This window comes from Sinorhizobium terangae (assembly GCF_029714365.1).
Taxonomy (GTDB): domain Bacteria; phylum Pseudomonadota; class Alphaproteobacteria; order Rhizobiales; family Rhizobiaceae; genus Sinorhizobium; species Sinorhizobium terangae.
The window spans coordinates 13,674-38,623 of record NZ_CP121659.1 but is presented as its reverse complement, the minus strand read 5'-3'; the positions used below and the strand labels follow the sequence as shown (position 1 = coordinate 38,623).

General features: G+C 62.3%; 20 protein-coding genes. 8 read left to right on the top strand and 12 right to left on the bottom strand.

From position 1 onward, the window contains the following. Positions 1-69 precede the first annotated feature (69 nt). The 4 genes from QA637_RS00175 to mutS all read right to left on the bottom strand — a co-directional run bounded on the left by QA637_RS00175 (position 70) and on the right by mutS (position 7,969). Positions 70-462, bottom strand: a complete 393-nt coding sequence (locus tag QA637_RS00175) for a VOC family protein (RefSeq protein ID WP_153438840.1) — start codon at positions 460-462, stop codon at positions 70-72. Continuing rightward, positions 459-2,060 carry a murein biosynthesis integral membrane protein MurJ gene (murJ, locus tag QA637_RS00170; RefSeq protein ID WP_283062808.1) on the bottom strand — a complete coding sequence of 534 codons (1,602 nt, stop codon included), beginning with the start codon at positions 2,058-2,060 and terminating at the stop codon, positions 459-461. Before murJ ends, QA637_RS00175 begins: the two co-directional genes overlap by 4 nt. Continuing rightward, positions 2,057-4,906 carry a [protein-PII] uridylyltransferase gene (locus QA637_RS00165; protein WP_283062806.1) on the bottom strand — a complete coding sequence of 950 codons (2,850 nt, stop codon included), beginning with the start codon at positions 4,904-4,906 and terminating at the stop codon, positions 2,057-2,059. Before QA637_RS00165 ends, murJ begins: the two co-directional genes overlap by 4 nt. 315 nt (positions 4,907-5,221) lie before the next feature. Then, a complete protein-coding gene (gene mutS / locus QA637_RS00160; RefSeq protein WP_283062804.1) occupies positions 5,222-7,969 on the bottom strand; it encodes a DNA mismatch repair protein MutS in 2,748 nt (915 codons plus the stop codon). Between the two features lie 102 nt (positions 7,970-8,071). On the opposite strand from mutS, the gene QA637_RS00155 reads away from it, so the two are divergent. Then, positions 8,072-10,357 (top strand): NADP-dependent malic enzyme, encoded by a 2,286-nt coding sequence (locus tag QA637_RS00155; protein ID WP_283062802.1) that lies wholly within the window; start codon positions 8,072-8,074, stop codon positions 10,355-10,357. Between the two features lie 440 nt (positions 10,358-10,797). On the opposite strand, the gene olsB is transcribed toward QA637_RS00155, so the two are convergent. The 5 genes from olsB to QA637_RS00130 all read right to left on the bottom strand — a co-directional run bounded on the left by olsB (position 10,798) and on the right by QA637_RS00130 (position 16,685). Further along, on the bottom strand, positions 10,798-11,688 hold the full coding sequence (gene olsB / locus QA637_RS00150; RefSeq protein WP_283062801.1) for a l-ornithine N(alpha)-acyltransferase: 891 nt from the start codon (positions 11,686-11,688) through the stop codon (positions 10,798-10,800). A gap of 225 nt (positions 11,689-11,913) precedes the next feature. Then, positions 11,914-14,145, bottom strand: coding sequence for an ATP-binding protein (locus QA637_RS00145; protein ID WP_283062799.1), 2,232 nt, complete (start codon positions 14,143-14,145; stop codon positions 11,914-11,916). A gap of 55 nt (positions 14,146-14,200) precedes the next feature. Beyond that, positions 14,201-14,692, bottom strand: coding sequence for a signal peptidase II (gene lspA, locus QA637_RS00140; protein WP_283062798.1), 492 nt, complete (start codon positions 14,690-14,692; stop codon positions 14,201-14,203). After that, a complete protein-coding gene (locus tag QA637_RS00135; protein WP_283062796.1) occupies positions 14,689-15,549 on the bottom strand; it encodes a TrmH family RNA methyltransferase in 861 nt (286 codons plus the stop codon). The genes lspA and QA637_RS00135 overlap by 4 nt, the downstream gene beginning before the upstream one ends. Beyond that, entirely contained in the window at positions 15,546-16,685 is a 1,140-nt protein-coding gene (locus tag QA637_RS00130; RefSeq protein WP_283062794.1) for a class I SAM-dependent methyltransferase, read from the bottom strand. The genes QA637_RS00135 and QA637_RS00130 overlap by 4 nt, the downstream gene beginning before the upstream one ends. 195 nt (positions 16,686-16,880) lie before the next feature. Here QA637_RS00130 and QA637_RS00125 point away from each other — a divergent pair, with 195 nt between their 5' ends. Then, entirely contained in the window at positions 16,881-17,342 is a 462-nt protein-coding gene (locus tag QA637_RS00125; protein WP_153438858.1) for an SRPBCC family protein, read from the top strand. A gap of 38 nt (positions 17,343-17,380) precedes the next feature. On the opposite strand, the gene QA637_RS00120 is transcribed toward QA637_RS00125, so the two are convergent. The 3 genes from QA637_RS00120 to sppA all read right to left on the bottom strand — a co-directional run bounded on the left by QA637_RS00120 (position 17,381) and on the right by sppA (position 19,238). Beyond that, a complete protein-coding gene (locus QA637_RS00120) occupies positions 17,381-17,725 on the bottom strand; it encodes a lipopolysaccharide assembly protein LapA domain-containing protein (RefSeq protein WP_153438860.1) in 345 nt (114 codons plus the stop codon). A 135-nt stretch (positions 17,726-17,860) separates the two neighbouring features. Beyond that, a complete protein-coding gene (locus QA637_RS00115; protein ID WP_136506735.1) occupies positions 17,861-18,163 on the bottom strand; it encodes an integration host factor subunit beta in 303 nt (100 codons plus the stop codon). 121 nt (positions 18,164-18,284) lie between these two features. Next, a complete protein-coding gene (gene sppA / locus QA637_RS00110; protein ID WP_283062789.1) occupies positions 18,285-19,238 on the bottom strand; it encodes a signal peptide peptidase SppA in 954 nt (317 codons plus the stop codon). A 260-nt stretch (positions 19,239-19,498) separates the two neighbouring features. On the opposite strand from sppA, the gene lptC reads away from it, so the two are divergent. The 6 genes from lptC (at position 19,499) to ptsN (ending at position 24,942) form a co-directional block, all read left to right on the top strand. Continuing rightward, positions 19,499-20,167: an LPS export ABC transporter periplasmic protein LptC gene (gene lptC, locus QA637_RS00105; RefSeq protein WP_283062788.1), complete on the top strand. Its 669-nt coding sequence runs from the start codon at positions 19,499-19,501 to the stop codon at positions 20,165-20,167. Between the two features lie 14 nt (positions 20,168-20,181). Further along, positions 20,182-20,745 carry an LptA/OstA family protein gene (locus QA637_RS00100; protein WP_283062787.1) on the top strand — a complete coding sequence of 188 codons (564 nt, stop codon included), beginning with the start codon at positions 20,182-20,184 and terminating at the stop codon, positions 20,743-20,745. A 12-nt stretch (positions 20,746-20,757) separates the two neighbouring features. Then, positions 20,758-21,570: an LPS export ABC transporter ATP-binding protein gene (gene lptB, locus QA637_RS00095; protein ID WP_184108412.1), complete on the top strand. Its 813-nt coding sequence runs from the start codon at positions 20,758-20,760 to the stop codon at positions 21,568-21,570. A 152-nt stretch (positions 21,571-21,722) separates the two neighbouring features. Further along, positions 21,723-23,282, top strand: coding sequence for an RNA polymerase factor sigma-54 (gene rpoN / locus QA637_RS00090; protein WP_283062784.1), 1,560 nt, complete (start codon positions 21,723-21,725; stop codon positions 23,280-23,282). Between the two features lie 447 nt (positions 23,283-23,729). Beyond that, entirely contained in the window at positions 23,730-24,302 is a 573-nt protein-coding gene (gene hpf / locus QA637_RS00085; RefSeq protein ID WP_153442614.1) for a ribosome hibernation-promoting factor, HPF/YfiA family, read from the top strand. Positions 24,303-24,477: 175 nt separating this feature from the next. Further along, complete coding sequence (gene ptsN, locus QA637_RS00080; protein ID WP_153442597.1) at positions 24,478-24,942, top strand: PTS IIA-like nitrogen regulatory protein PtsN; 465 nt, start codon at positions 24,478-24,480, stop codon at positions 24,940-24,942. Positions 24,943-24,950 lie beyond the last annotated feature (8 nt).

The following is a 24,950-nucleotide window of genomic DNA, read 5'->3' as shown; positions in this document are numbered from 1 at the left end:
CAGTTGATATCCGCCGCGCTTATGCACGGCAGGCAAAGTGCAATCAAGGGGGTGCGGGCGTACAACGGATCACGATGCCGGCTGCAGCAGATCCCAAAGATTGCCGAATGGGTCGGCAAACACCGCGACCGAGCCGTAGGCCTCATGGCGGGGCGCCTCGCGGAATTCGACGCCGGCAGCCACCATCGCGGCGTGATCACGGGCAAAGTCGTCGGTGAACAGGAAGAAACCGACCCGGCCGCCGGTCTGGTTGCCGATCGCGGCCCGCTGCCGTTCATCCGCCGCCCTGGCGAGAAGCAAGGCGGTCTCCGTAGCACCTTTCGGCCGAACGAGAACCCAGCGCTTGCCGCTGCCGAGGTCCGTGTCCTCGATCAGGTCGAAACCGAGCTTGCCGCAATAAAAGGCGATGCCGTCGTCGTAGTCCGGCACGACGATGGTGACGCGGGCGACCGTCTGTTTCATGACGCGTCGGGCTCCCGGCTGGCTGCAGTTTCGACGGCAGCCCTGCGCTTTAGATTGTGGCGAATCATGCCGAGACTCGCGCCGCCGAGACCGAAGGCGAAAGCGAAATAGATCACCATTGCCGCCGCCACCAACCCACAAAGGGTCACGGCTCGTGTCAAAAGCGGGGCGGCGGAGGAGAGCGGGAACGCCAGCCACTGGATCGCAAAATGCAGCGCCACCGCCATGACCGCCGCCGCAACGATCAGGCGCGGAATCCGGGTCAACAGCGGAATGTCGCGCCCCCAATGGCCACGCCAGACGAGGGTTGCGAACAACAGTATGGCATTCACCCAACCGGCGACGATCTCCGCCGTTGCAATACCGCTCGCGGCAAGCGTCGGAAACAGCGTCAGCGCCAGCGACACGTTCACCACCACGGAAATGGCGGCGAAGATCATCGGCGTGCGCGTGTCCTCGCGCGCGAAGAAGCCCGGAATGAACGCCTTGATCAGGACGAAGGCCGGCAGACCAAGGCCGTAGATCGCCAGGATGTGGCCGACCACGACGGTCGATTCCGCTGAGAACTTGCCGCGTTCGAAGAGCAGCCGGACGATCGGTTCCGACATGACAAGCAGCGCGGCGGCGGCCGGAAGCGTCAGGAACAGCGTGAACTCGACGGAGCGGTTCTGCAGGTTCGATGCCTCGTTGAGATTGCCGGCGCGCAGCGCCCGTGCAAGTTCCGGCAGCAGCACGGTCGCGACCGCGATGCCGACGACGCCGAGCGGGAGCTGGTAGATGCGGTCGGCATAGACGAGCGACGACACGGCACCCGCTTTTGCCGAGGCGATATTGGTGTTGATCAGAAGGTTGATCTGCGTGATGCCGCCGGTGATTGCCGCCGGCAGCGCCAGCACCAGAAGCCGCCTGACATTCGCCGTCAGCCGCGGACGGCGAAGCCCGATCCGGATCCCGGCATTGCGCACCGCGAACCATACGATCGCAAGCTGCACCAGCCCTGCAGCCAGGACGCCCCAGGAAAGGCCGTAACCGACGGCGACGGCGTCATGCCCGTCGTACCAGGCATAGGCAAGCACGCCGATCAGGATGACGTTCAGAAAAACCGGCGCAATCGCGGCGGCGAAATAGCGATGCAGCGAGTTGAGCATGCCCGCCATCATCGCCGCCAGCGACATGCAGGCGAGATAGGGGAACATGATCGTCGCGAAGGTTACGGTGCTTGCGAATTTAGCCGCGTCATTCGCAAAGCCCGGTGCGATCAGTTCCCTGACGATGAAGGGCATCGCCAGTTCCATGGCGATCGTCAGAATCAGGAGAACGGTGAAGAGCACACCGAAAACCTCTTCCGAGAAGCGCCGCGCACCGTCCATGCCGCGCGCTTCGATCTCCCTTGCAAAGAGCGGCACGAAGGCGGAATTGAAGGCGCCTTCGGCGAAAAGCCGGCGGAAGGTGTTCGGCAGACGGAAGGCGGTGTTGAAGGCATCGGCAACCGGTCCGGTGCCGAGCGCCGCCGCCATGAAGGTTTCGCGGACGAAGCCGAAGACGCGGCTTCCGAGCGTCGCGCCGCCGACGGTTGCAAATTTCTTGACCAGGCTCATGTTTCGGCTTTTGTCGTTTTGGAAGCATGTGAGGTGCGCGGCGCGGGAGCCGGCGCGATGATGCCGGAGGGCATGCGGTCACGGACCTCGTCGACCTCGCCCGCCAGCACTGCCTTGAGGCGCGCAGCGATGTGAGTCTGCCGGTTCTCGCCGGTGATCTTCGAGCCGACCAGATCGGTCACGTAGAAGGTGTCGATCACCTTCTCGCCGAATGTGGTGATATGGGCCGAGGCGATGTCGAGTGAGAGGTCGGATAGCACTGCCGTCACCTCGGAAAGGAGACCGGGCCGGTCGAGGCCCTCGACCTCGATGACTGTGAACTTGTTCGACAGCGTGTTGCTGATCGTCACTTCCGGCGTGACGGTGAAGGCCTTGCTGCGCTTCTTCACCCGGGTGCGGCTGGCGATCACTTCCGGCAGCCGCTTGCGGCCGGAAAGCACGTCCTCGATCAGCTTGCCGATGCTCGCCGCCCGGCGCATCTCGTCCTCGTCGACCGGAAATTCGCGGTTGACGAGAATCGTATCCAGCGCCCGCCCATCGGACGTCGTGAAGATCTGGGCGTCGACGATGTTAGCGCCCGCCGCGGCGCAGGCTCCCGCAATCACCGTCAGCAGGCGCGGGTGGTCCGGGGAAAGTACGGTGATTTCGGTGATGGCGTGAAACTGGTGGGTGCGCACCATGGTCGCCAGGGTCCTGCCGCCCCGGTCCGCATCGCGAATGAACTCCGCGTGCCGAACCTGATCCTCGAGCGCCACCGAAAGAAGATAAGGCTGATAGTGCAGCCGAACATAAGCCTGGCGGTCTGCCTCGGGCCACCCGGTCAGCGCCTCCTCCAGCATGTGGGCCGCATGCTTTGCGCGCTCCTTTCGGGACAATTCCGAGAAGCCGCCGGAGAGTAGAAGCTCCGTCTCGTAGTAGAGCGTGCGCAGCAATTGTCCCTTCCAGCCGTTCCATACGCCGGGCCCCACCGCCCGGATGTCGCAGACCGTCAGGATGAGCAGCATTTTCAGGCGGTCGAGCGACTGCACGCGTTCGGCGAAATCGACGATGGTCTTGCGATCGTTGAGGTCGCGGGTCTGGGCCACCATCGACATGGTGAGATGCTCCTCGACCAGCCAGACCACGGTTTCGGTCTGCTTCGGAGAAAGCCCCAGACGCGGGCAGAGCTTGCGCGCCACCTTGGCGCCGGCGACCGAGTGGTCCTCCGGCCGGCCCTTGGCAATGTCGTGCAGCAGCACGGCGACATAGAGCGCCTCGCGATCCTCGATGCCCGGCATCAGCGTCGCCGAAAGCGGATGCGCCTCCTCCTCGATGCCGCGCTCGACGCGCGAGAGAATATCGACGGTGCGCAGCAGATGCTCGTCCACCGTGTAGTGATGATACATGTTGAACTGCATCATCGACACGATCTTGCCGAAATCCGGGATGAAGCGGCCAAGCACGCCGGACTCGTTCATGCGCCTCAGGATCAGTTCCGGATTGCGCCTGGATGTCAGGATCGAAAGGAACAGCCTGTTGGCTTCTTCATTTTCGCGCAGTTGCGGCGTGATCAGGCTCAGCGAGCGGGTCACTTGCTTCAGCGCGGCCGGATGGAACTCCAGGCCGTTTATGTCAGCGACGTGGAAGAGCCGCAGAAGGTTTACCGGATCGCGCTTGAAGACATCGGGGCTCGACAGCGTGATGCGTCCGCCATCGTCGACGAAGTCGAGCGTGCCGGCGATCTTGCGGGTGCGGTGCTTGAAACGGCTGATCACCCCGGAAATCCCCGGTGCGTCCTTCGCCTGCTGGTCCTCGAGCGCGGCGCAGAAGATGCGCGTCAAATCACCCACGTCCTTGGCGACGAGGAAGTAGTGCTTCATGAAGCGCTCGACAGCCGTGAGGCCGGGATGATCGTGATAGCCAAGCGCCTCGGCGATCTCGCGCTGTATGTCGAAGGACAGCCGCTCTTCCGCCTTGCCCGTCAGGAAATGCATGTGGCAGCGCACCGCCCAGAGGAAATCCTCCGATTTCTGGAAAAGCTTGTATTCCTGTCGCGACAGGACGCCGAGCTTGACGAGATCGGCCGAGTCCTTGACCCGGTAAAAATACTTGGCGATCCAGAACAGCGTGTGCAGATCGCGAAGTCCGCCCTTGCCCTCCTTGATGTTCGGCTCGACGAGATAGCGGGTGTCGCCAGCCTTGCGATGGCGCTGGTCGCGCTCGGCAAGCTTGGCGGCAATGAAATCGGGACCGGTATTGCGAACGATCTCGCGGTCGAAGCGCGTTTCGAGTTCGCTCGCCAGCGCCTCGGAGCCGCAGATGTAGCGGCATTCGAGGATCGCCGTGCGAATTGTCATGTCGGCGCGTGACAGCCGGATACATTCCTCGATCGTGCGCGTCGCATGACCGACCTTGAAGCCCAGGTCCCAGAGGATATACAGCATGAACTCGATCGCCGGCTCCGCCCAGACCGCCTTTTTTGCAGGCAGCAGGAAGAGCAGGTCGATGTCTGACCCCGGCGCCAAAGTCCCGCGGCCGTAGCCGCCGACGGCCGTCACCGCGATGCGAGACGCCGCCGGCGCCTTCGCCGCATCGAAAACCTCGTTCAACACGAAATCATGCAGGAGAGTAATGAGTTGGTCCTGGAGCCAGGAGATGCGCTCGGCGCATTTGATCCCGGCGCCGTCGACAGCAAGCAACTCGCGCGCCTTGGCGCGGCCCGCAAGATTGGCCTGCTTGAATGCGGCAAGCAGGGCCTGGCGCATCGGTTCTCGCTGCTCCGCATGAGCAGAGGCGATAAAGCTGCATTTCGCTCTGAGCGCCGCAACATCGAGAATTTCGGGAAAGGAAGTTTCGTGTCTGGCCATGAAGTGCCGAGGGGCGTCCTGTCCGACTGGTTGTGTATTCCGCTGCATCTGCCAGCGCTCCTGCATGTCGCCGTGGACTGGCCGGAAACATGCAGCATTTCAAAATGCCACGTCCTCAAGGTGCCATAGCGACCTTTGCGCGTCTGAAGGCGCATGGCGCCGTAGAAGACACGCGGCGCTGTATAGCCTTTCTATCCCGCAAATAACAGGAAAAATCGGCTTGCAGCACCGCGCGTCTTTTCAGACGCGCAGAGGACGCTGCAGCACTTTGAGTTGGCGCATGCAATAGCCGGTCGATGCCGCGCTCAAGCAAGGTCAGCGGGCATCCAGCTGTTTCTTCAGCGAATAGAGCGCGTCGAGGGCATCGCGCGGCGTCATGTCGTCGGGATTAAGCGCCTTCAGCGCCTCCTCGACCTTCGAAGGGCCAGCCCTTGTTGCCGCCTCCTCCCGCCGGATTGCCACCTGGAAAAGCGGCAGGTCGTCGATCAGCTGGCTCGCCGGGTTCTTGCGGTCGGCGTCCTCGAGCTTGGCAAGTACGTCCTTCGCCCGCGCCACGACCGATGCCGGCAGACCGGCAAGCCGGGCGACCTGGATCCCGTAGGACCGGTCGGCGGCACCGGGACCGACCTCGTGCAGAAAGATCACGTCACCGTCCCATTCCTTGACCCGCATTGTCGCGTTCGAGAGCCGCCCGAGCTTCTCGGAAAGCACCGTCAGTTCGTGGAAATGCGTAGCGAAGAGCCCCCGGCAACGATTGACCTCGTGCAGATGCTCGACCGCGGCCCAGGCAATCGAGAGGCCGTCGAAGGTTGCGGTGCCGCGGCCGATCTCGTCGAGGATCACCAGCGAGCGGTCCGTCGCCTGATTGAGGATCGCCGCCGTCTCGACCATCTCGACCATGAAGGTCGAGCGGCCGCGGGCGAGATCGTCGGACGCGCCGACGCGCGAAAATAACCGGTCGACAATGCCGATATGCGCCGCCGCTGCCGGAACGAACGACCCCATCTGCGCCATGATCGCAATCAGCGCATTCTGGCGCAGGAAGGTCGATTTACCGCCCATGTTGGGACCCGTGAGCAGCCAGATCGCGCCGCCCTCGTGACCGTCCGGCGGCGAGAGGTCGCAACCGTTGGCAACGAAGGCGTTGGCCGCCTGACGCCGGAGCGCCTGTTCGACGACCGGATGACGCCCGCCATCGATCGTAAACATCCGCGAGCGGTCGACGACGGGGCGTGCATAGTTCTGCTCTTCGGCAAGGACGGCGAGGCCGGTCGAGACATCAAGCGTTGCGAGCGCGAGTGCTGCGGCCTTGATCGCCTCGGCCTGCGTGACGACCTCGCCCGACATCGCCTCGAACGCTTCAAGTTCGATCGCGAGAGCCCGGTCGGCTGCATTGGCGATCTTGGTTTCCAGTTCCGCGAGCTCGGTCGTCGTGAACCGCATGGCATTCGCCATGGTCTGGCGGTGTATGAAGCGCGCGCGTCCTGCGTCCGTGTCGATCATCGCGCCGGCGTTTCCCGCCGTCACCTCGATGAAATAACCAAGCACGTTGTTGTGCTTGATTTTCAGCGATTTGATCCCGGTTTCCTCGCAATATTGCAGCTGCAGGCCCGCAATCACCCGGCGCGACTGATCGCGCAACGCCCGCATCTCATCGAGTTCGCCATGCGCTCCTTCGCGCACGAAGCCGCCGTCGCGCTTCAACAGCGGGAGTTCTTCCGCGAGCATCGACTCGAGTCTGTCGAGCAACGCCTCCGGCAATGCGTCGATCGCGGCATGCGCCTCGGTCAGTTCTGTCGAGAGACTGCCGCGCGACAGCAGCGCCGATATCGCTGCTGCGGCCCGAAGCCCGGCCTTTATCGCTCCAAGATCACGCGGGCCGCCACGGCCGAGCGCCAGCCGCGACAGCGCGCGCGGCATGTCGGGCGCGCGCCGCAAGGCGTCGCGCAGATCGGTCGCGAAACTCGGCTGGTCGGCCAGGACCTCGATCGAATCGAGCCGGGTGTTGATCCGATCGGGATCGGTCAGCGGCGACATCAGCCGCTCCGCGAGAAGCCGTGCGCCGCCGCTCGTCACCGTTCGGTCGAGGGCTCGGAGCAAGGTTCCCTCGCGGGCGCCGGAAAGCGTCTTGACCAGCTCGAGGTTGGCGCGGGTCGCCGGATCGATGAAGAGCGTCGAAGCGGCGCTTTCTCGCTCCGGAATCCCGAGCGCCGGGCGTTCGGCGAGCTGAGTCTTCTCGACATAGGAGATCGCGGCCGAAGCCGCCGCGAGCTCGGCGCGCGAAAAGCTGCCGAAGCCGTCAAGTGTCTTCACCCCGTAATAGCGGGCAATGCGGCCTTCCGCCGTCGCACTGTCGAACAGCACGGCCGGCTGCGGCACCGCGACTCGGCCGAGCACGTCGAAAGCCGGCCGGAGCTCCGGATCGTGAAAGACGGTATCCGGCAGGATGAGTTCCCGCGGCTCGATGCGCAGTATGTCGGCGAGCAAGCGGCCCTCGGCCGTCTCGGCAAGGCGGAAGATGCCCGTCGAAATGTCGATCCAGGCGAGCGCATAGGCCGGTTCCGAGCCGCTGCGGATGCGGGCAAGCGCCATCAGATAGTTCGATTCTGCCGGCGAAAGCAGCTTGTCCTCGGTGATCGTTCCGGGCGTCACCAGCCGGACAACGTCACGGCGCACGACCGACTTGCTGCCGCGCTTCTTCGCTTCGGCCGGATCCTCGACCTGCTCGCAGACGGCGACCCGAAAGCCGAGGGCGATCAGCTTCTGCAGATAGTCGTCGGCCGCGTGAACCGGCACGCCGCACATCGGGATCTCCTGGCCCAGGTGCTGGCCGCGCTTCGTCAGCGTGATCCCGAGCGCGCGGGAGGCTTCGACCGCATCCTGGAAGAACAGCTCGTAGAAGTCGCCCATCCGGTAGAACAACAGCGAATCCGGATTGTTCGCCTTGATCTCGATGTACTGCTCCATCATCGGAGTCGCGGTCGAGCGGCTCTCCTCGCTCGCCAGATCGGACACGGAAAGGACATCGCCCGTGCGGCTCGATGGGTCTGTCACGAAATTCATGATTGTTCCAAAAAAAGAGATGTCACACTATCCGCAAGCATTTATAGACGACAATAACAAAGAGGCTGACCTCGGCGGTCGCCCACAGGAGGTTGAGGAAACATGCCGGCTACCGACAAGACCGACCGCACGATGACAAGCGTCACCGCCCAGGAAGCGCTCGATTTCCACTCACAAGGTCGGCCCGGAAAACTGGAGATCGCCCCGACGAAGGCGATGGCGACTCAGCGCGACCTGTCGCTCGCCTACTCGCCCGGCGTCGCCGTGCCCGTGAAGGCGATTGCCGAAAACCCGGCAACCGCCTATGACTACACCACGCGCGGCAACATGGTTGCGGTGATTTCCAACGGTACCGCGATCCTCGGCCTCGGCAATCTCGGCGCGCTTGCCTCGAAGCCGGTCATGGAAGGCAAGTCCGTCCTGTTCAAGCGATTTGCCGACGTCGATTCGATCGATCTCGAGGTCGACACCGAGAATGTCGACGAATTCGTCAACTGCGTGCGCTTTCTCGGCCCGTCTTTCGGAGGCATCAACCTTGAGGACATCAAGGCGCCGGACTGTTTCATCATCGAGCAGCGGCTGCGCGAGGTCATGGACATTCCCGTGTTCCATGACGACCAGCATGGCACTGCAATCATCGCCGCCGCCGGCCTCATCAATGCGCTGACGCTCACGGGGCGTGACTTCAAGACGACCAGGCTCGTCTGCAACGGCGCGGGCGCCGCGGCCATCGCCTGTATCGAGCTCATCAAGGCGATGGGTTTCAACGGGGAAAACGTCATTCTCTGCGATACCAAGGGGGTGATCTACAAGGGCCGCACGGACGGGATGAACCAGTGGAAGTCGGCGCACGCGGTCGACACCGACCGCCGGACGCTGGCCGAAGCGCTCGAGGGCGCTGACGTGTTCTTCGGCCTGTCGGCAAAGGGTGCGCTCTCGACGGAGATGGTGCTTTCCATGGCGCCGAAACCAATCATTTTCGCTATGGCCAATCCGGATCCCGAAATCACGCCCGAGGAAGTCGCCCGCATTCGCGACGACGCGATCGTCGCGACCGGCCGTTCCGACTACCCGAACCAGGTCAACAACGTTCTCGGTTTCCCCTATATCTTCCGCGGCGCCCTCGACGTGCGCGCCTCGACGATCAACGACGCCATGAAGATCGCCGCGGCGGAAGCCCTTGCGAGCCTTGCGAAGGAAGACGTGCCCGACGAGGTTGCCGCCGCCTATCAGGGCAACAGGCCGCGTTTCGGGCCGCAATACATCATTCCTGTTCCCTTCGATCCGCGCCTGATCTCGGCCATTCCGATTGCCGTTGCGAAGGCGGCCATGGAAACGGGCGTCGCGCACAAGCCGATAACCGACCTTTCCGACTACGCCCAGCAGCTTTCGGCGCGGCGCGACCCGATCGCCTCGACGCTTCAGCGCATCTTCGAACGCGTCCGCCGCCAGCCGAAGCGCATCGTTTTTGCCGAAGGCGAAGAGGTGCAGATGATGCGCTCCGCGATCGCCTATGCCAACCAGGCGCTCGGCACGGCGATCCTGCTCGGGCGCGAGGAGCAGATGCGCGAAACCGCCGAGCGGGAAGGCATCGACCTCAACCGCGCCGGCATCCAGATCGTCAACGCACGCCTCTCCAAGCGCGTCGGCGCCTATACGGATTTCCTTTATGCCCGGCTCCAGCGCAAGGGCTACCTTCACCGCGACGTGCAGCGGCTGATCAACAACGACCGCAACCACTTCGCCGCCTGCATGGTGGCGCTCGGCGACGCCGACGGCATGGTGACGGGCCTGACGCGCAACTATTCGACCGCGCTCGAAGACGTGCGCCGCTGCATCGACGCCAAGCCCGGCCACCGAGTCATCGGCGTATCGATCGCGCTCTGCCGCGGTCGCACGGTACTCGTCGCCGACACGGCGGTCCACGACATGCCGACGGCCGAGGAATTGGCCGACATCGCCGAGGAAGCCGCCGGGCTCGCCAAGCGCCTTGGCTATGTGCCGCGCGTCGCGATGCTCGCCTATTCGACCTTCGGCCACCCCTCGGGCGAGCGCTCCGAACGGGTCCGCGAGGCCGTGAAGATCCTCGACAGGCGCCGCGTCGATTTCGAGTTCGACGGCGAGATGGCCGCCGATGTGGCGCTCAATGCCCGGGTCATGGAGCAATATCCGTTCTGCCGCCTTTCCGGCACCGCCAACGTGCTGGTCATGCCGGCGTTCCACTCGGCCTCGATCTCGACGAAAATGCTGCAGGAACTGGGTGGCTCGACGGTTATCGGCCCGCTGCTCGTCGGTCTCGACAAGTCGGTGCAGATCGCTTCCATGTCGGCCAAGGATTCGGACCTCGTCAACCTGGCGGCGATCGCCGCCTACAATGCCGGAACCTGACGGAAACGGTGCACCGTTTCGAGACAGGCGCTGTGTCGGCCGAAAACATTGCCTGGCGGAACGTGCAGCAATGACACACGTATTTCCAATAAAACAAGAGCCCACTTCTCCGGCAAAGGAAGTGGGCTCAATCTTTTATGGCAGATCCATCGCTTAGGTCATAAAAATCGGAGGAATTTGACTGCAAAATACGCGCCCCCAGACGCATTGCAAATCTTTCCCTTTATTTTTTACATTCCTTCGTCATAAAATCCAGATCAACCATGGAAATACACTTTGATCCTTCACCAAGGAAAGTCAAACACATCCTTAACAACTGGTTAATACTGCAGTCGGCCGCATAAAGCGTGTCGCGCTCAATCGGACGCATGCAATGCGCTTTAAATGTTTTTGTGCATGACATTGGCCCAAAACCGCTGCACACTTTTGGGCGACATGCATTAGGACACGGTTGAAGAAAAACGCCCGGCGTCCGCGCCGTAGTAGTTGAGATAGCGGCCGGAAATATTGCTGATCGGCAACACGATCAGCACGTCGGTCGTGCGGAAAGCATGATCGACCACAGCGCCGTCGCCGACCATTGCGCCGAGCCGCATGTACCCCTTGATCAGCGGCGGGAGGGCGGCAAGCGCCCTCTTGGGATTGATCGCTTCCGAGGGCATCAGGTCCATGGTCCGATGAAGTTCCGGCCGGGCGCAAACCGCCCACTCCCCTTGAGCCAGAACATTGTGGTGCAGGAAGGAGAGTGCCAATGCATGCTCTTCCGGAACGACGCCCGGGAACGAGCCGCATCCGAACATGGCGTCGACGCCATGTTTCAAAGCATAGGCCCAATTGCCCTGCCAGAGCAGTTCGACCGTGCGTTTCGTCCGATATTCCGGCAGCACGCAGGAACGACCGAGTTCCATGAAGCGCTTGCCCGGATGGCGCTGAAGCAGTTCGGCGATCGCAAACTCCGAAGCCGAGTAGAAGCCGCCCGCCCGCTCTGCGACGTCCTGCCGCAACAGCCGGTATGTGCCGACGATCTGGTCTTCGGGGTCGCCTTCGATCGACGTGTCGAGAACGAGCAGATGGTCGCAAATCGAATCCCAGCTATCGACGTCGCGCTTGCGCCGCTCGGCATCCGGCCCCACCTGCGCCTTCATCTCCTCGACGAAGACCTTGTAGCGTACCGCCTGTGCAGCATCGACCTCGGCGGCGGAGCGGGCAAGCCGCGTCTCGAGATTGCCGATCCGCCCGAGAACCTCGGTCGCCGGAGTCGCAATCGTCTTGCGGATGCAAGGCTGTGAAGTGTCGACCACGTTCGCCGAATCCAGAAGTTCGATCGTCATCCCGTGTTATCCCGAATCGCTTGTGCCTGCCGGGCTTAAACCACGTTTCTGCAACAAGATAGTGACACGGAGGCGGCTTGCAAGCCTGGAACCCACGGGGATGGTTGGCGCGCCGGACCCCACGGCCCCGCGCGTCTTATCGGACGAGCAAGGGACGCTGTAGCACTTTGAATTGCGACAGTTTTTATCCTTGGATCGGCTGCGATTTAGGAAACATGCAGGAACTCAGGCGTCGAGAAGGCGTGCAATCTCGGCCGTGAGGCGCCCCGGTTCCGGCGGCTTCGGCAACACCGAGTCCGCTCCGGCCGCGATCAGAAGCTCCCGCAGGTCGCCGCGTGTATCGGACGTCAGGACGACAACGGGCAAGCGGCGGTGACCCGCCTTTTCCTGCTCGCGCAGGCGCTTCAGCATGGCAAGGCCATCGCCGCCTGGCATATTGAGGTCGGTAAGAACCAGACGGGCCGTCTTATGAGCCGTTTCGCCAGCCCCGTGCAATGCGTGATCGAGGCTCGCAAAATCTCCGACGTGGCGAACCAGATAGCCTGCCCGCCGAAGCATCGTCCGCAAAATGAGCGCGTTGACAGGATCGTCCTCGGCAAGAAGAATGTCGTAATCGCCCTGTTCGCCTGCCTCGCCCGAGGGCAGCGCCTCCCGCAGCACGGGCCGGTTGTCGTTGATCGCATCCCGCTTCTCGATGCCCTTCAGCCGCCCGAGCAGAACTTCCACCAGCGACTTTTCGCGCAAGGGGCGGATCAGCCATGCCTCGTAGCCGTCGATCTGGTTCACTGGATGAGCGGTGCGCTCCTCCGGGTTGATAAGGTAGGTCCGGCGCAGCGCGAGGCTGCCGATCTCCGGTTGCAGTGCAAGAAGACGGCGGAACTCATCCGAATGGCGATGGTCGACGATGATGTCGGTCAGCGGCAGGTCGTTTGACAGAACGGCGGCGGCGATCGCTTCGGCGGCGGCAAGCGTCGGCGCGCGATGACACACGCCGCCAAGGGTCGTAATCGTCGCGGCGAGCGCGTTCAGGACGGGGCCATCAGGAGCCAGTGCCAGCACGTGGGCGCCAGATAGCACGCCATCTCGTGCGGCCGAAGGACCACCCCCGATCAATGGAAACCGGACTTCGAACCGGCTTCCCCGGCCGGAGGCGCTGGAAGCGGTCAGGCTGCCGCCGAAAGCCTCCATGATCCTGCGTGAGATGGCGAGCCCCAGGCCGGTGCCCTTGGCCCGCTGACTATCGTCCCCGGCCTGCTCGAATTCCTCGAACACGCGTCCGAGTTCATCGGCCGACATGCCGGGACCGGTGTCGTCGATCCGGATTCGGACGCCGCCATCGGCAATGTCGGCGGCAACGAGAACGCCACCCCTCTCGGTGAATTTCACGGCATTGCCGATCACGTTGAAGAGCACCTGCCGGAGACGTGCGGCGTCGAACACCATCCCCGCCGGCACTTCGGTTGCAACGGTGGCTGCGATCTCTATTCCCTTCTCGTGGGCGCGGTGCGCGAGCATCTCCACCACACTCTCGATGACGAGGCGCAGGTCCTGCTGTGAAGGGCGTAACTGAAACCGCCCGGCCGAGAGCGAAGAAAAGTCGATCAGATCCTCGACCAGTTGAACCAGTGCGTGGCCGGATTGCTGGATACCGGCGAGGTAGTTCTTCTGCTCCGCCGACATCGGGGTCTGGCCGAGCAGGTGGCTCATACCCAGAATACCGGAGAGCGGCGTACGGACCTCGTGGCTCACGGTAGCAAGAAGGCGCGACTTCGCGCGGCTTGCCTCCTCGGCGCGGCGGCGGGCTTCCTCCCGTTCGCGCGCGGCGTGCGCCTCTTCGGTCACGTCGCGGGCGATGCTGTGACGCATCAGCCTGCCGGTTGCCGGCTCACGGGCGATCAGGTCATGCCAGTCGTAGAGGCGGGTTCCTGTCGGCGTCGAGATTCGCGCAAGATAATGGTTTGGCTCAGGCTTCGGCTCGAGGCTTAAGCCTATCGCCGCGCAGGTCAGTCCGCGCACGTCGGCGCGAGCACAGACCTCGTGAAACACCGAGTTGGCATAGACGATCTGGCCGTCCATCGTGCGCACGATGGCAAGATCGCCAAGCCCGTCATGAATTGTCGAAAGCAGGGCCGAGGTTTCAAGCCGCCGCCAGTCTTCGTCACCGGCGGCCTCGCGTAACGCTATGCCACGCCTGTCGGGCGTCTCGATGCCTCCGGCGAGAAGCAGGAAGGCCCCCGCAAGGCCGCCCGAAGCGACAATTGCCGAAAACAAGGGAAGGCCGTTCGCTGCACCCGTCGCAAAGAGGATCGCCGCGGCGACGATACCTGCGAGAGCGCAGGCGGCGCGCGTCGGCCAATGGCCTTTGGCATCGGTCGCCAACGGTGCGGCCGGGACCGCACGGGCTCCCGTACCGAAACCGGAATCGATCCGCCGCTCAAGTCGTGACGCTTCGCTCATGCCATCGAAGTAGCATGGCAAGCGTTCCGAATGCCTTCAGCCCGTTTCTAAAGTTTTAGCGATCGCGCCTTTTCGCCAGCAAGAGCTCGTCGAGGATGATCGCGCCCGCGCCGACCGTGATGAAGCTGTCCGCGAGGTTGAAAACCGCAAAGGACCAGTTGGCGGTGTGGAACAGGATATAGTCGATGACGTAGCCGAAGAGCAGCCGGTCGACCAGGTTGCCGAGCGCGCCCGCGATGATCATCGCATAGCCGAGGTGCGCAAAGAACCGGTCCTTCGGCGTGCGGCGCCAAAGCCAGAGCACGAAGGCAACGACGGCGAGGCGCATGCCGATTATGAACCAGTCTTCCATCCCCGAAAGCATGGAGAAGGCCACGCCGTAATTGTAGGTCCGGTAGAGGGCGAGCATCGGAATGACCGCGACCGCCTGCTGGAAGGGCAGCAACGTCTCGACCAGATATTTGATGATCTGGTCGGCAACGAGCGCTACCAGAATGAAGACCGCGATCGGCAGCGACCGCGAAAACAGAACCTGCCGCTCACTCATGCGCCGGCATCCAGCGACAACAGATGGCGGCGCGCTTCGAACAGCATGATCCCGGTGGCGATCGCGAGATTGAGCGAATCCGCCCGGCCCGCCTGCGGGATGCGGGCGAGCGCGCCCGCTTCGCGGGCAAGCTCTTCGGGAAGGCCAGCCTGTTCGTTGCCCATCAGGAGCACGACCGGTTTCGACCTGTAGTCGATGGTGCGGTAGTCGACCGAGCCTGCCAGATGCGTTGCCACGACCCTGACGCCGGCCGCCTTTTGCCACTTGAGGAATTCTTCGGCGCTGCCGCGCGCGACGGGCATGGCGAAGACCGAGCCCATCGTCGCCCTCACGGTCTCGAGCGAAAAGGGGTCGGTGGTCTCGCCGACAAGGATGATGCCGGAGGCGCCGGCCGCGTCCGCCGTCCGGATGATCGTGCCGAGATTGCCGGGATCGCGAACGCGGTCGAGCGCCACATAGGTCTCGCCTTCCGCTGGTCGAACGTCCTTCAGCGCGCGATAACGCTGTTCGAAGATACCGACCACCATCTGCGGATTATCGCGCCGGGTGATCGTCGAAAGCACCTTCTCACTGACCTCGAGCACCAGGCCGCCCTTGGCAACGGTCTTGGCCGCCACCTGCTCGACCTGCGGCTTGCCTTTCGCCGCCTTGGCGTAAACGAGTATCTTGATCTTCCAGCCGAGATCGAGCGCATCGATCACCAGCTTCAGACCTTCCGCCATGAAGGAACGCGTCTCGTCGCGATGCTTCTTCTGCGCAAGCAAGCGGATGTCCTTGATGATCGGATTGGTGAGGCTGGTCACCTCCTTCACATGGCCGACGCGCGGCGTGCCGTGATCGCTTCTGTCAGTGGTCATTTGGGTACCCAGCGGCTGAAGAGGGAAGTGGAAAGCGCCCGCCCCGGCTCCTTGCCGTCGAGACCGCCCTCGCGGATGATGAGCTCTCCCGACTCGACCCGGCCGCCGCGCCCGCGCATCGTTTCGCGCATGAGCTCGTGGATAGAATAGAAGCTTGCGCGGATGGAATAGGCCGTAAGCACAAGCCCGCGCGCGTCAGGCGACAGGATCTCGCGGCAGATGTCGAGCATTGCTGCCAGATGGTCGAAGAGCTGCCAGACCTCGCCGTTCGGGCCACGGCCGAACTTGGGCGGGTCGGTCAGGATGATGTCATAGCGGCTGCCGCGTCGTTCCTCGCGCTGGATGAACTTCATCGCATCGTCGCAGATCCAGCGGATCGGCAGTTTTTCGGCGCGGGCCAGGGTCTGGTTTTCGCGTGCCCAGCCGATCGCCTTCTTGGAGGCGTCGACATGGGTCACCTCCGCGCCCGCCTTGGCGGCAATCAGCGAGGCGACCCCGGTGTAACCGAAGAGATTGAGAACCTTGAGCGGCCGCCCGGCCGTCGCCACTTGATCCTTCACCCAGGACCAATGGGCAAGCTGCTCCGGGAAAACGCCGACGTGGCGAAACGAGGTGAAGCGACCGAGAAAATCGGTATCGAGAAGCTGCATCGGCCAGGTCTCGCCCAGCACCTCCCGCGGGAAACGCCAGCGCCCCATACCGTCTTCGTCGGTATCGCCCGTGAACACGGCATCGGCCTTCTCCCAGATCGAGGCCGGCAGCGCCTTCGGCCAAAGCGCCTGCGCTTCGGGCCGGACGATGCGGTAGGGACCGTATTGTTCGAGCTTCTCACCGTTGCCGCTGTCGATCAGATGGTAGCCCGCCGTCGCCGCGGTTTCGAGAATGAGCGGCACGGTCTCGGCCGGCTTGTCGCCCGTTCTTTGCCGGACGGGACGCGCTGGAAGCGCCTCCTGAGCGGAACGCTGCCGCTCGCCCTTGTCCGGTGCGGCTTTTGCAGGCGGTCCACCGCTCCTGGCCTTGTAGCCGCCCTTCGCAGGCAGGTGCCTTTGCTCGTGGCGGCCGCCACGCGCCTCAGCGCCCCGGCCTTTCGCCGCCGTGACCGAGGCGTTCTTCGACCGCCGATCTTTTTCTTTCACGCGCTGATCCTTGGACTTCAATCAAACCACTCGACGTATCCGCTCATAGGTCGAAGCCGCAGCCAACCGGCCTTCACACCCTCTGTCGGGCGGGCGATACGCTTAAACCGTGCAAATAGCACTGCCGATGCTCTTGGCAAAGCCGTTTCCGATTTGCCAAGATCGAAGCCCAAGAGCAGGACGGGAGGAACAGGCATGGAAATGACCGGCGAGGAACGCATCGCGGCGCGGCGCGACGTAGTTTGGCAATGCTTGAACGATCCGGAGATCCTGAGGCGATGCATTCCCGGCTGCCAGTCGCTCGAGATGATATCGCCGACGGAACTGACGGCCGTGGTCAAGGTCAAGATCGGACCAGTTTCGGCGACCTTCAACGGTCATGTCATCCTTTCCAACCTCAATGCGCCTCAGAGCTACACGATATCCGGCGAAGGCAAGGGCGGCATCGCCGGTTTTGCCAAGGGCGGTGCAGATGTCACGCTTGACGAGGCCGGTGATGAAACGCTGCTGCGCTATAACGTCAAGGCCGTGGTCGGCGGGAAAATCGCGCAGCTCGGATCGCGCCTGATCGATTCGACATCGAGAAAGCTCGCGCAGCAATTCTTCGCGGATTTCAACCTGGCGGTCAGCGGGGGTGCGGCGGAAGCAGCAAGCTGAGCAGCCCGCCGGTCATGCGCAACTAAACACGCGGAGGATCAGTTCTGCGGCGCAGGCAGGCTCGTCTGCGATGCAAGTTTTTCGGCCTGACTGCGGTGCTTTTCCGCCTCACGATGCCATTTCAATGCCTCGTTTGCCTCGTTGCGGGCGCGGCGACGGTATTTTCCCTGGCTGAGCCAGGTCGCCGCCGCCCCGAGGATCAGGCCGACGATGACGGCGAGAAACAGGAACACGAAAAAGGGGGCCGAAACGGAAAGCACGCTGTCGGCCGGGTTGAACGGATTGAACGCGAAGGTTACCGACTGACGATTGGCAACGCTCAGTACGATCAGGATGATCCCCAGCGGCGCCAGTATAACGATATTGATCAGTTTCTTGAGCATGCATCCGTTCCTGCTGTCGCATCGGTCCGCGAAAATCGCGACAGTCTTCGCAAGGCCCGACGCCCAGAGTTCAAGGGTAGCCTTTCTCGCCTGCCGGAAAGACTCCACCGCTTCATCGATCCGAATTATCGCGATCTAGTCGTCGTCGTTGCCGTTCATGCCGGGATTGAGCCGCTCGCGCAGTTCCTTGCCGGTTTTGAAGAAGGGCACCCATTTCTCCTCGACGAAGACGGAGTCGCCAGTGCGCGGATTGCGACCCGAACGCGACGGTCTGTTCTTGACCGAGAAGGCACCGAAGCCGCGTAACTCGACGCGGTTTCCCGCCGCCAGCGCATCCGTGATCTCATCGAGAACCGCATTGACGATATTTTCGACGTCGCGGTGGTAGAGATGCGGATTGCGTGCGGCCACAATCTGCACCAGTTCTGACTTGATCACTGTCGCCCCCTTGATTTTTTGCTTTTTCTGTCAGTTTCGTGGCTTCGACTGGCGTCACAACGCTCGCTCTGAGCCAAACGAGCCTCCGGCTCAGGACAACAAATGGCGCCGTCTCCTCTTGTCACTCAACCTGCCAAACCGAAACAAGACCGTCAAGAAACAACTTCTCGCCGCCGATTTTTTCGAGTCCCTTCATCGCCGGAAAAGCGTCATATCCCAAAGCCTTGATCCACTCCGAGACGACGCCGCCGAGGCCGAAAGGCAGGTTTCCGCGCGGCGCCTCCCAGTCCACCACCGGAAGGCTTTTCGGGACGTTGCGGCTGGCGAGGAATGCCCTGATCTCCTCGTCCCCGCCGAGCGTATCGACGAGCCTGTCCTTCAGCGCCTGCCGTCCCGTGAAGATGCGGCCATCGGCAAGGGCGAGCGCGTCCGGCCGCGCGATCTTGCGGCGTTCGGCCACGAGATCGACAAACCAGCCGTAGCTGTCATCGATCATCGCCTGGATCATCGCTCTCGCCTCCTCGCTCGGCGGATGGAAAGGAGATGGTTCGGCCTTGAGCGGCCGCGATTTTATCGACTCGAGCGAGACACCGAGCTTGTCCATCAGGGCCTTGACCTGCGGATACTGGAAGATGACGCCGATCGAGCCTGTGATCGAGGTCTCGCCGGCGACGATGTGGTCGCCCGCAAGCGCGATCATGTAGCCGGCCGAGGCGGCAAGCGTGCGGACGTCCGAAACGACCGGCTTCTTCGCGGCGACCTTGCGGATCGCCTTGTAGATGACCTCGCCGCCATAGGTGGTGCCGCCCGGCGACGAGATCTTCACGATGAGCGCCTTGACCGAATCGTTGTCGGCGATCCGCTCCAGCCGCTCGACCAGCTCCTGGTCGTCCTGGATCAAGCCCGAGACGGCAACGCGCGCAACGTGCTGGCGCGCGCGCCCGGTCACCTCGCTCCAGCCAGAGAAGGCATACAGCACGAGGCCCACGCCCACCAGGATTGCGGCAGCCGCCCAACGCCAGAAGCTCAATTTGCGGCGCAGGCTGCGACGATCGGCTATGGCAAGTTCGTCCATGGGTCTCTCCCGTTTTTCTTGGCTCGAGGTCCTGTCAGTTTCCAACGGAACATGCTATTTGCGCGAGCCGCGGCACATTAGATAGCGGTGGTTGATGGCCGTTAAAAGCCGCAACCGTCTTTTTCGCAGCCTTTCAAAGTTTTTGTCGCTCCATTGTCGGACGACAGGAAAATAACCATATTCGCGGTGACTTACGCCATTGTATGTATATGCGGATCCTCCGGGGCCGCCGAGACTCAAGGGAACCGACAGGCCTCTCCATGCTGAACGAAGCACGATTTCCCGGAATCTTTCCAGATTCGGGCACGAGTTCTTCCGATGCCTACGCTTCGGCGGCGCGGCACTCTGCGCGCGTGAGACGCCTCAAGGTCATATTGCCGCTTGCCGCCAGCGTCATCGCGATGATCTTCGTGGCCGTCTCCTTCGTGCGCGCCTTCCTGCCGGAAGAGCTGCAACTCGAGACGGCGACGATCGAGAACGGCAAGATCGTCATGCAGAATCCTGCCATCTCCGGCCGCAACAAGCAGGACATCAGCTATTCCATGAAAGCGCAGCGTGCGCTTCAGGACATAGTCAACCCGGACCTCATCACGCTCGAAACCATTCACGCCGAAATGCCGGTGAACGACACGCTGATCGCCACGGTGGACGCGGCAAGCGGCATCTACGATCGCGGCGCCAACACGCTCGATATGAACGCACCGTTCACGATTTCCATGAATAATGGCGTCAACGCCGATTTTCAGTCCGCCTATCTGGACATCAATGCCGGCGAGATGGAAACGAAGCGCCCGATCGCGATCAGCATGAACGGCGGATCGATTATTGCGCAGACGCTGCGAATGACAGATAAGGGACGTATTGTAACATTTGAGGGCATGGTCAAGGTCAACGTCGACCCGAGCACCATCCGCAAGAACGCAAAATAGGACCTGGTGCACCTATGTCGGTCAAACCTGCCGTTTTTTTTAGACTTTCAGCCAGTCTCGCCGTCGCCGGACTCGGTGCGTTGATGATTGTTACCAGCGCCTCCGCGCAGGCCACCTCCAGCCGGATGAAGGGCCTTCAGCTTTCGAACGACAAGCCGATCCAGATCGAGAGCGACAAGCTCGAGATCAAGGATCCCGAGAGCAAGGCGATCTTCACCGGCAACGTGAAGGTCGTCCAGGGCACGACCACGTTGCAGGCGGGCAACATGACCGTCTTTTACAAGACGGAAAGTGGCGCTACGGTGACGAGCGGCAATGCCGACATCGATCGGATCGAGGTCAGCAACAAGGTGTTCCTCAGTTCCGGAGCGCAGCAGGCGACGGGCGACAGCGGCCTTGTCAACATGACCGAGCAGACGATCGTGCTCAAGGGCGACAAGGTCGTCCTGTCGGAAGGCAAGAACGTCTTCGTCGGCTGCCAGTTGAACGTACAGATGGATACGGGCGAAGCACAGCTCGAGGCCTGCGGCGGCCGCGTGCAGATCCAACTTGACCCGCAGTCCCGCAAGCAGAACTGACGTAGACCGCTCGTGCAGATTCCTTTTTTTCACAAACGCAAACGGGTCAAAAAGCCGTCGGCGGGCGCCAGCGCCGTTCATGCGGTCGACAAGGCGCGCTACGACGGCACCCTGATCGCCCGCGGCTTGACGAAATCCTATCGTTCGCGCTGCGTCGTGAACGGGGTCTCGCTCGTCGTGCGCCGCGGCGAGGCTGTCGGCCTGCTCGGTCCGAACGGCGCCGGCAAGACGACCTGCTTTTATATGATCACCGGCCTGGTGCCGGTCGACGAGGGTTCGATCGAGATCAACGGCAACGAGGTCACGACGATGCCGATGTACCGCCGAGCCCGCCTCGGCGTCGGCTATCTGCCACAGGAGGCGTCGATTTTCCGTGGGCTGACGGTCGAGGAAAACATCCGCGCGGTGCTGGAGATCCACGACCAGAACCTCGACCGGCGCGAAGCCAAGCTCGATGACCTGCTTGGTGAATTTTCGATCACGCACCTGCGCAAATCGCCCGCCATCGCGCTTTCCGGCGGCGAACGTCGGCGCCTGGAAATCGCCCGGGCGCTTGCCACCGATCCGACCTTCATGCTGCTCGACGAACCCTTCGCAGGCGTCGACCCGATCTCGGTCGCCGACATCCAGGCGCTCGTGCGACATCTGACCTCGCGCGGCATTGGTGTGCTTATCACCGACCACAATGTCCGCGAGACCCTCGGTCTTATCGACCGGGCCTATATCATCCATGCCGGTGAAGTTCTCACGCACGGCCGCGCCAACGACATCGTCACCAATCCCGATGTCCGCCGCCTCTATCTCGGCGATAATTTCAGCCTATAGACGACATTGCGGGCGAATCCGCCACTTCCGCCCGCAGCCGTGCTTGACCAAAACACCTTAATAAGCAATTTTTGGGCCAACTAATAAAAAGGCCTGTCGAGAGAACCTGGCGACACGGCCATCGGAGATCGTGACGGGGGTTACGCGTCAGCATGGCTTTGTCTGCCAGCCTATATCTACGCCAGTCTCAGTCGCTGGTCATGACGCCGCAACTGATGCAGTCGATCCAACTGCTTCAGATGACCCACCTGGAGCTCAATCAGTTCATCGCGCAGGAAGTCGAAAAAAACCCGCTGCTCGAATTTCAGGCGGGCGACGAGATGATCACGGCCCAGGATCGCTCCGCGGGCGAGGATCCCTCACCCGTTTCCGGCGAGACGGAGCCGGATGAGGTTGCCGGCCAGGGCGACCTTTACGACAGTGCGACATCGAGCCCGGGCGAGAGGCTCAGCGAACAGCTCGACGCCGATTTCGCCAATGTCTTCCCGGACGACACGCCACCGCAACGCGCCGATGCACCGGAACTGCTCGGCCAATGGAAGTCGATGCCAGGTAGCGGCGAAGGTGAGGGCAGCGAGGAATACGACCTCGACGATTTCGTCGCCAGCCGAAAAACCTTGAGGGACGTCCTCCTGGAACAACTGCCCCTCGCACTGGCCGCCCCCGGCGACCGGCTTATCGCGCAGCACCTCATCGACCAGCTCGACGCGGCGGGTTACCTTAACGCCGACCTCGCCGAAACGGCGGCGAGCCTCGGCACGACCAGCGACGATGTGATGCGCGTTCTTCTCAGCCTGCAGCAATTCGACCCGCCGGGCGTCTTCGCACGCACGCTCAGCGAATGCCTTGCCATTCAGTTGCGGGCACGCGATCGTCTCGATCCGGCAATGGAGGCGTTGATCGACAATCTCGAGCTCCTGGCGCGCCGCGACTTCGCAAGCCTCAAGAAGATCTGCGGTGTCGACGAAGAAGATCTCGTCGATATGCTTGCCGAGATCCGCAAGCTCGATCCGAAGCCCGGCACCAGCTTCGAGACGAGCGTCACCGAGGCGATCGTGCCGGACATCATCGTGCGTTCCGGACCCGATGGAGGTTGGCTGGTGGAGCTCAATCCCGACGCCCTGCCCCGGGTTCTCGTCAACCACGACTATTTTGCCGCGATCTCGCGCGGGACCCAGAAGAACAGTGCCGATCAGGCCTTTCTCAGTGATTGCCTGCAAAATGCCAACTGGCTGACGCGCAGCCTCGACCAGCGAGCCCGCACGATCATGAAGGTGGCGAGCGAGATCGTACGCCAGCAGGACGCCTTTCTCGTCAACGGCGTCGACCACCTTCGCCCGCTCAATCTCAGGATGGTGGCCGACGCGATCAAGATGCATGAATCGACGGTAAGCCGCGTCACCTCGAACAAGTACATGCTGACACCGCGCGGGCTTTTCGAACTGAAATACTTCTTCACCGTCTCGATCGGCTCGGCCGAGAACGGGGACGCCCACTCGGCGGAATCCGTTCGTCACCGCATCCGTACCATGATCCAGCAGGAGAGCGCAGAAGCGGTGCTTTCCGACGACGACATCGTCGATCTGCTCAAGCGGGCCGGCGTCGACATAGCCCGGCGCACTGTGGCCAAATATCGCGAGGCGATGAATATCCCCTCCTCGGTCCAGCGTCGACGTGAAAAGCGCGCGCTTGCCAAGGCGGCTGGCTTCTAGGCGCATCGGCCCGAAAATCGGACCCGATTTTCGGAAAGCACGATGCGTGGGATCAAAGAGTTACAGCGTCCTTTGTGCGTCCTAAAGGACGCACGGCGCTGGTAGAGCGGGATGAGGAAATGTGTGTGCGGTTTTCCGCCCGCATCCCGCGTCTCAACTTATTAGAATCGATCACATTCACGATTTTAGGTCGATCCGACCTAAAATCATCGTGATCTCGAGCGCCGTGCATTTGACCGCGAATGCGGATTTTTTGCGACCCGCAATTGACTCCTTGCGACACAAGCGATAAGAGCGCGCCGCAATCGCCGAGGACCTACTCCACTTCGGCGGTTGCCGAGCGGCCGAACCGCGGTGCAGACGCGCCGCCCTTGCGTGAAAAGCTTGGATGACGAAGGCGCTTGGAATAGACTGGACGCGCAAATCACGAACGAGAGAGGAAACTCCATGAGTGTGCGTGTATCCGGCAAACATATGGAAATCGGCGATTCGTTCCGCGCCCGAATCGGGGAGCAGATCGACCAAGCGGTTACCAAATATTTCGATGGAGGATATTCAAGCCAGGTCACTGTGGAAAAGTCTGGATCGCGTTTCAGCGCCGACTGCAAACTTCATCTCGACACGGGCGTGGTATTGCAGGCGAATGGCCAGGCGAATGAGCCGCAGGCGGCCTTTGATGCGGCCTCGGACCGGATCGAGAAGCGGCTCCGGCGCTATAAGCGTAAGCTCAAGGATCACCACAACGGCAACGGGCAGAATGCCGCCGAAGTGGCCTACACGGTGATGGACTCGGTGCCCTACGAGGACGAAGAAGTCCCGGAGGATTATGCACCAACCATCGTTGCCGAAAGCACGAAACAGTTGAGGACAATGTCCGTCGCGAGCGCCGTCATGGCACTCGATATGACGGACGAACCGGTGCTGATGTTCCGCAGCCCCGGCAAGGAAGATCTGAACATCGTGTATCGGCGTAACGACGGAAATATTGGCTGGATTGACGCCGCCAATATCAAGGCATGAGTGGGACAGGGGAATGTCGGGGAAGCCCGCATTCCCCGCCGCTCATATACGCGGACAGCCGGAAAAAGCCCGACTTTTCTGTGCATGGTAACCGCCAATATAAAGATGGTTAGAGCCAGCAAGACACATTTGTGATGATGTTGTCGGGCTCTAACCGGCGAACGAGGACAAAAGAATGGCATTGGCAGGTTTGCTGCATCAAAATGCAATTATCCCGGCCATGAGGGCCAACTCGAAAAAACAACTCCTTCAGGAATTGGCGGCAAAAGCATCCAAACTCACCGGACTTCCGGAGCGTGAAATCTTCGACGTCATTCTGCAGCGGGAACGGCTCGGCTCCACCGGGGTCGGCAACGGCATCGCCATCCCGCACGGAAAGCTCAACAACCTTCCCTCGATTGTCGGCATCTTCGCGCGGCTCGACACGCCCGTCGACTTTGAGGCGTTGGACGACCAGCCGGTCGATCTCGTATTCCTGCTGCTCGCGCCCGAAGGCGCCGGTGCCGATCATCTGAAGGCGCTCTCGCGCATTGCTCGCGTGCTTCGCGATCACGACATGGTCGCGAAGATCAGGGCGAGCGACTCCGCCAGCGCGATCTACACGCTGCTCAACGACGACACGACTTCGCACGCCGCATGAACGGCCGC

Coding starts and splice junctions, on each gene's coding strand:
- mutS (WP_283062804.1), bottom strand. CDS start 7,969: ATGAATTTCGTGACAGACCCATCGAGCCGCACGGGCGATGTCCTTTCC.
- QA637_RS00120 (WP_153438860.1), bottom strand. CDS start 17,725: ATGCTCAAGAAACTGATCAATATCGTTATACTGGCGCCGCTGGGGATC.
- rpoN (WP_283062784.1), top strand. CDS start 21,723: ATGGCTTTGTCTGCCAGCCTATATCTACGCCAGTCTCAGTCGCTGGTC.
- lptC (WP_283062788.1), top strand. CDS start 19,499: ATGCTGAACGAAGCACGATTTCCCGGAATCTTTCCAGATTCGGGCACG.
- QA637_RS00175 (WP_153438840.1), bottom strand. CDS start 462: ATGAAACAGACGGTCGCCCGCGTCACCATCGTCGTGCCGGACTACGAC.
- sppA (WP_283062789.1), bottom strand. CDS start 19,238: ATGGACGAACTTGCCATAGCCGATCGTCGCAGCCTGCGCCGCAAATTG.
- QA637_RS00100 (WP_283062787.1), top strand. CDS start 20,182: ATGTCGGTCAAACCTGCCGTTTTTTTTAGACTTTCAGCCAGTCTCGCC.
- hpf (WP_153442614.1), top strand. CDS start 23,730: ATGAGTGTGCGTGTATCCGGCAAACATATGGAAATCGGCGATTCGTTC.
- QA637_RS00165 (WP_283062806.1), bottom strand. CDS start 4,906: ATGGCCAGACACGAAACTTCCTTTCCCGAAATTCTCGATGTTGCGGCG.
- QA637_RS00125 (WP_153438858.1), top strand. CDS start 16,881: ATGGAAATGACCGGCGAGGAACGCATCGCGGCGCGGCGCGACGTAGTT.
- murJ (WP_283062808.1), bottom strand. CDS start 2,060: ATGAGCCTGGTCAAGAAATTTGCAACCGTCGGCGGCGCGACGCTCGGA.
- ptsN (WP_153442597.1), top strand. CDS start 24,478: ATGGCATTGGCAGGTTTGCTGCATCAAAATGCAATTATCCCGGCCATG.
- QA637_RS00135 (WP_283062796.1), bottom strand. CDS start 15,549: ATGACCACTGACAGAAGCGATCACGGCACGCCGCGCGTCGGCCATGTG.
- QA637_RS00145 (WP_283062799.1), bottom strand. CDS start 14,145: ATGAGCGAAGCGTCACGACTTGAGCGGCGGATCGATTCCGGTTTCGGT.
- QA637_RS00155 (WP_283062802.1), top strand. CDS start 8,072: ATGCCGGCTACCGACAAGACCGACCGCACGATGACAAGCGTCACCGCC.
- olsB (WP_283062801.1), bottom strand. CDS start 11,688: ATGACGATCGAACTTCTGGATTCGGCGAACGTGGTCGACACTTCACAG.
- lspA (WP_283062798.1), bottom strand. CDS start 14,692: ATGAGTGAGCGGCAGGTTCTGTTTTCGCGGTCGCTGCCGATCGCGGTC.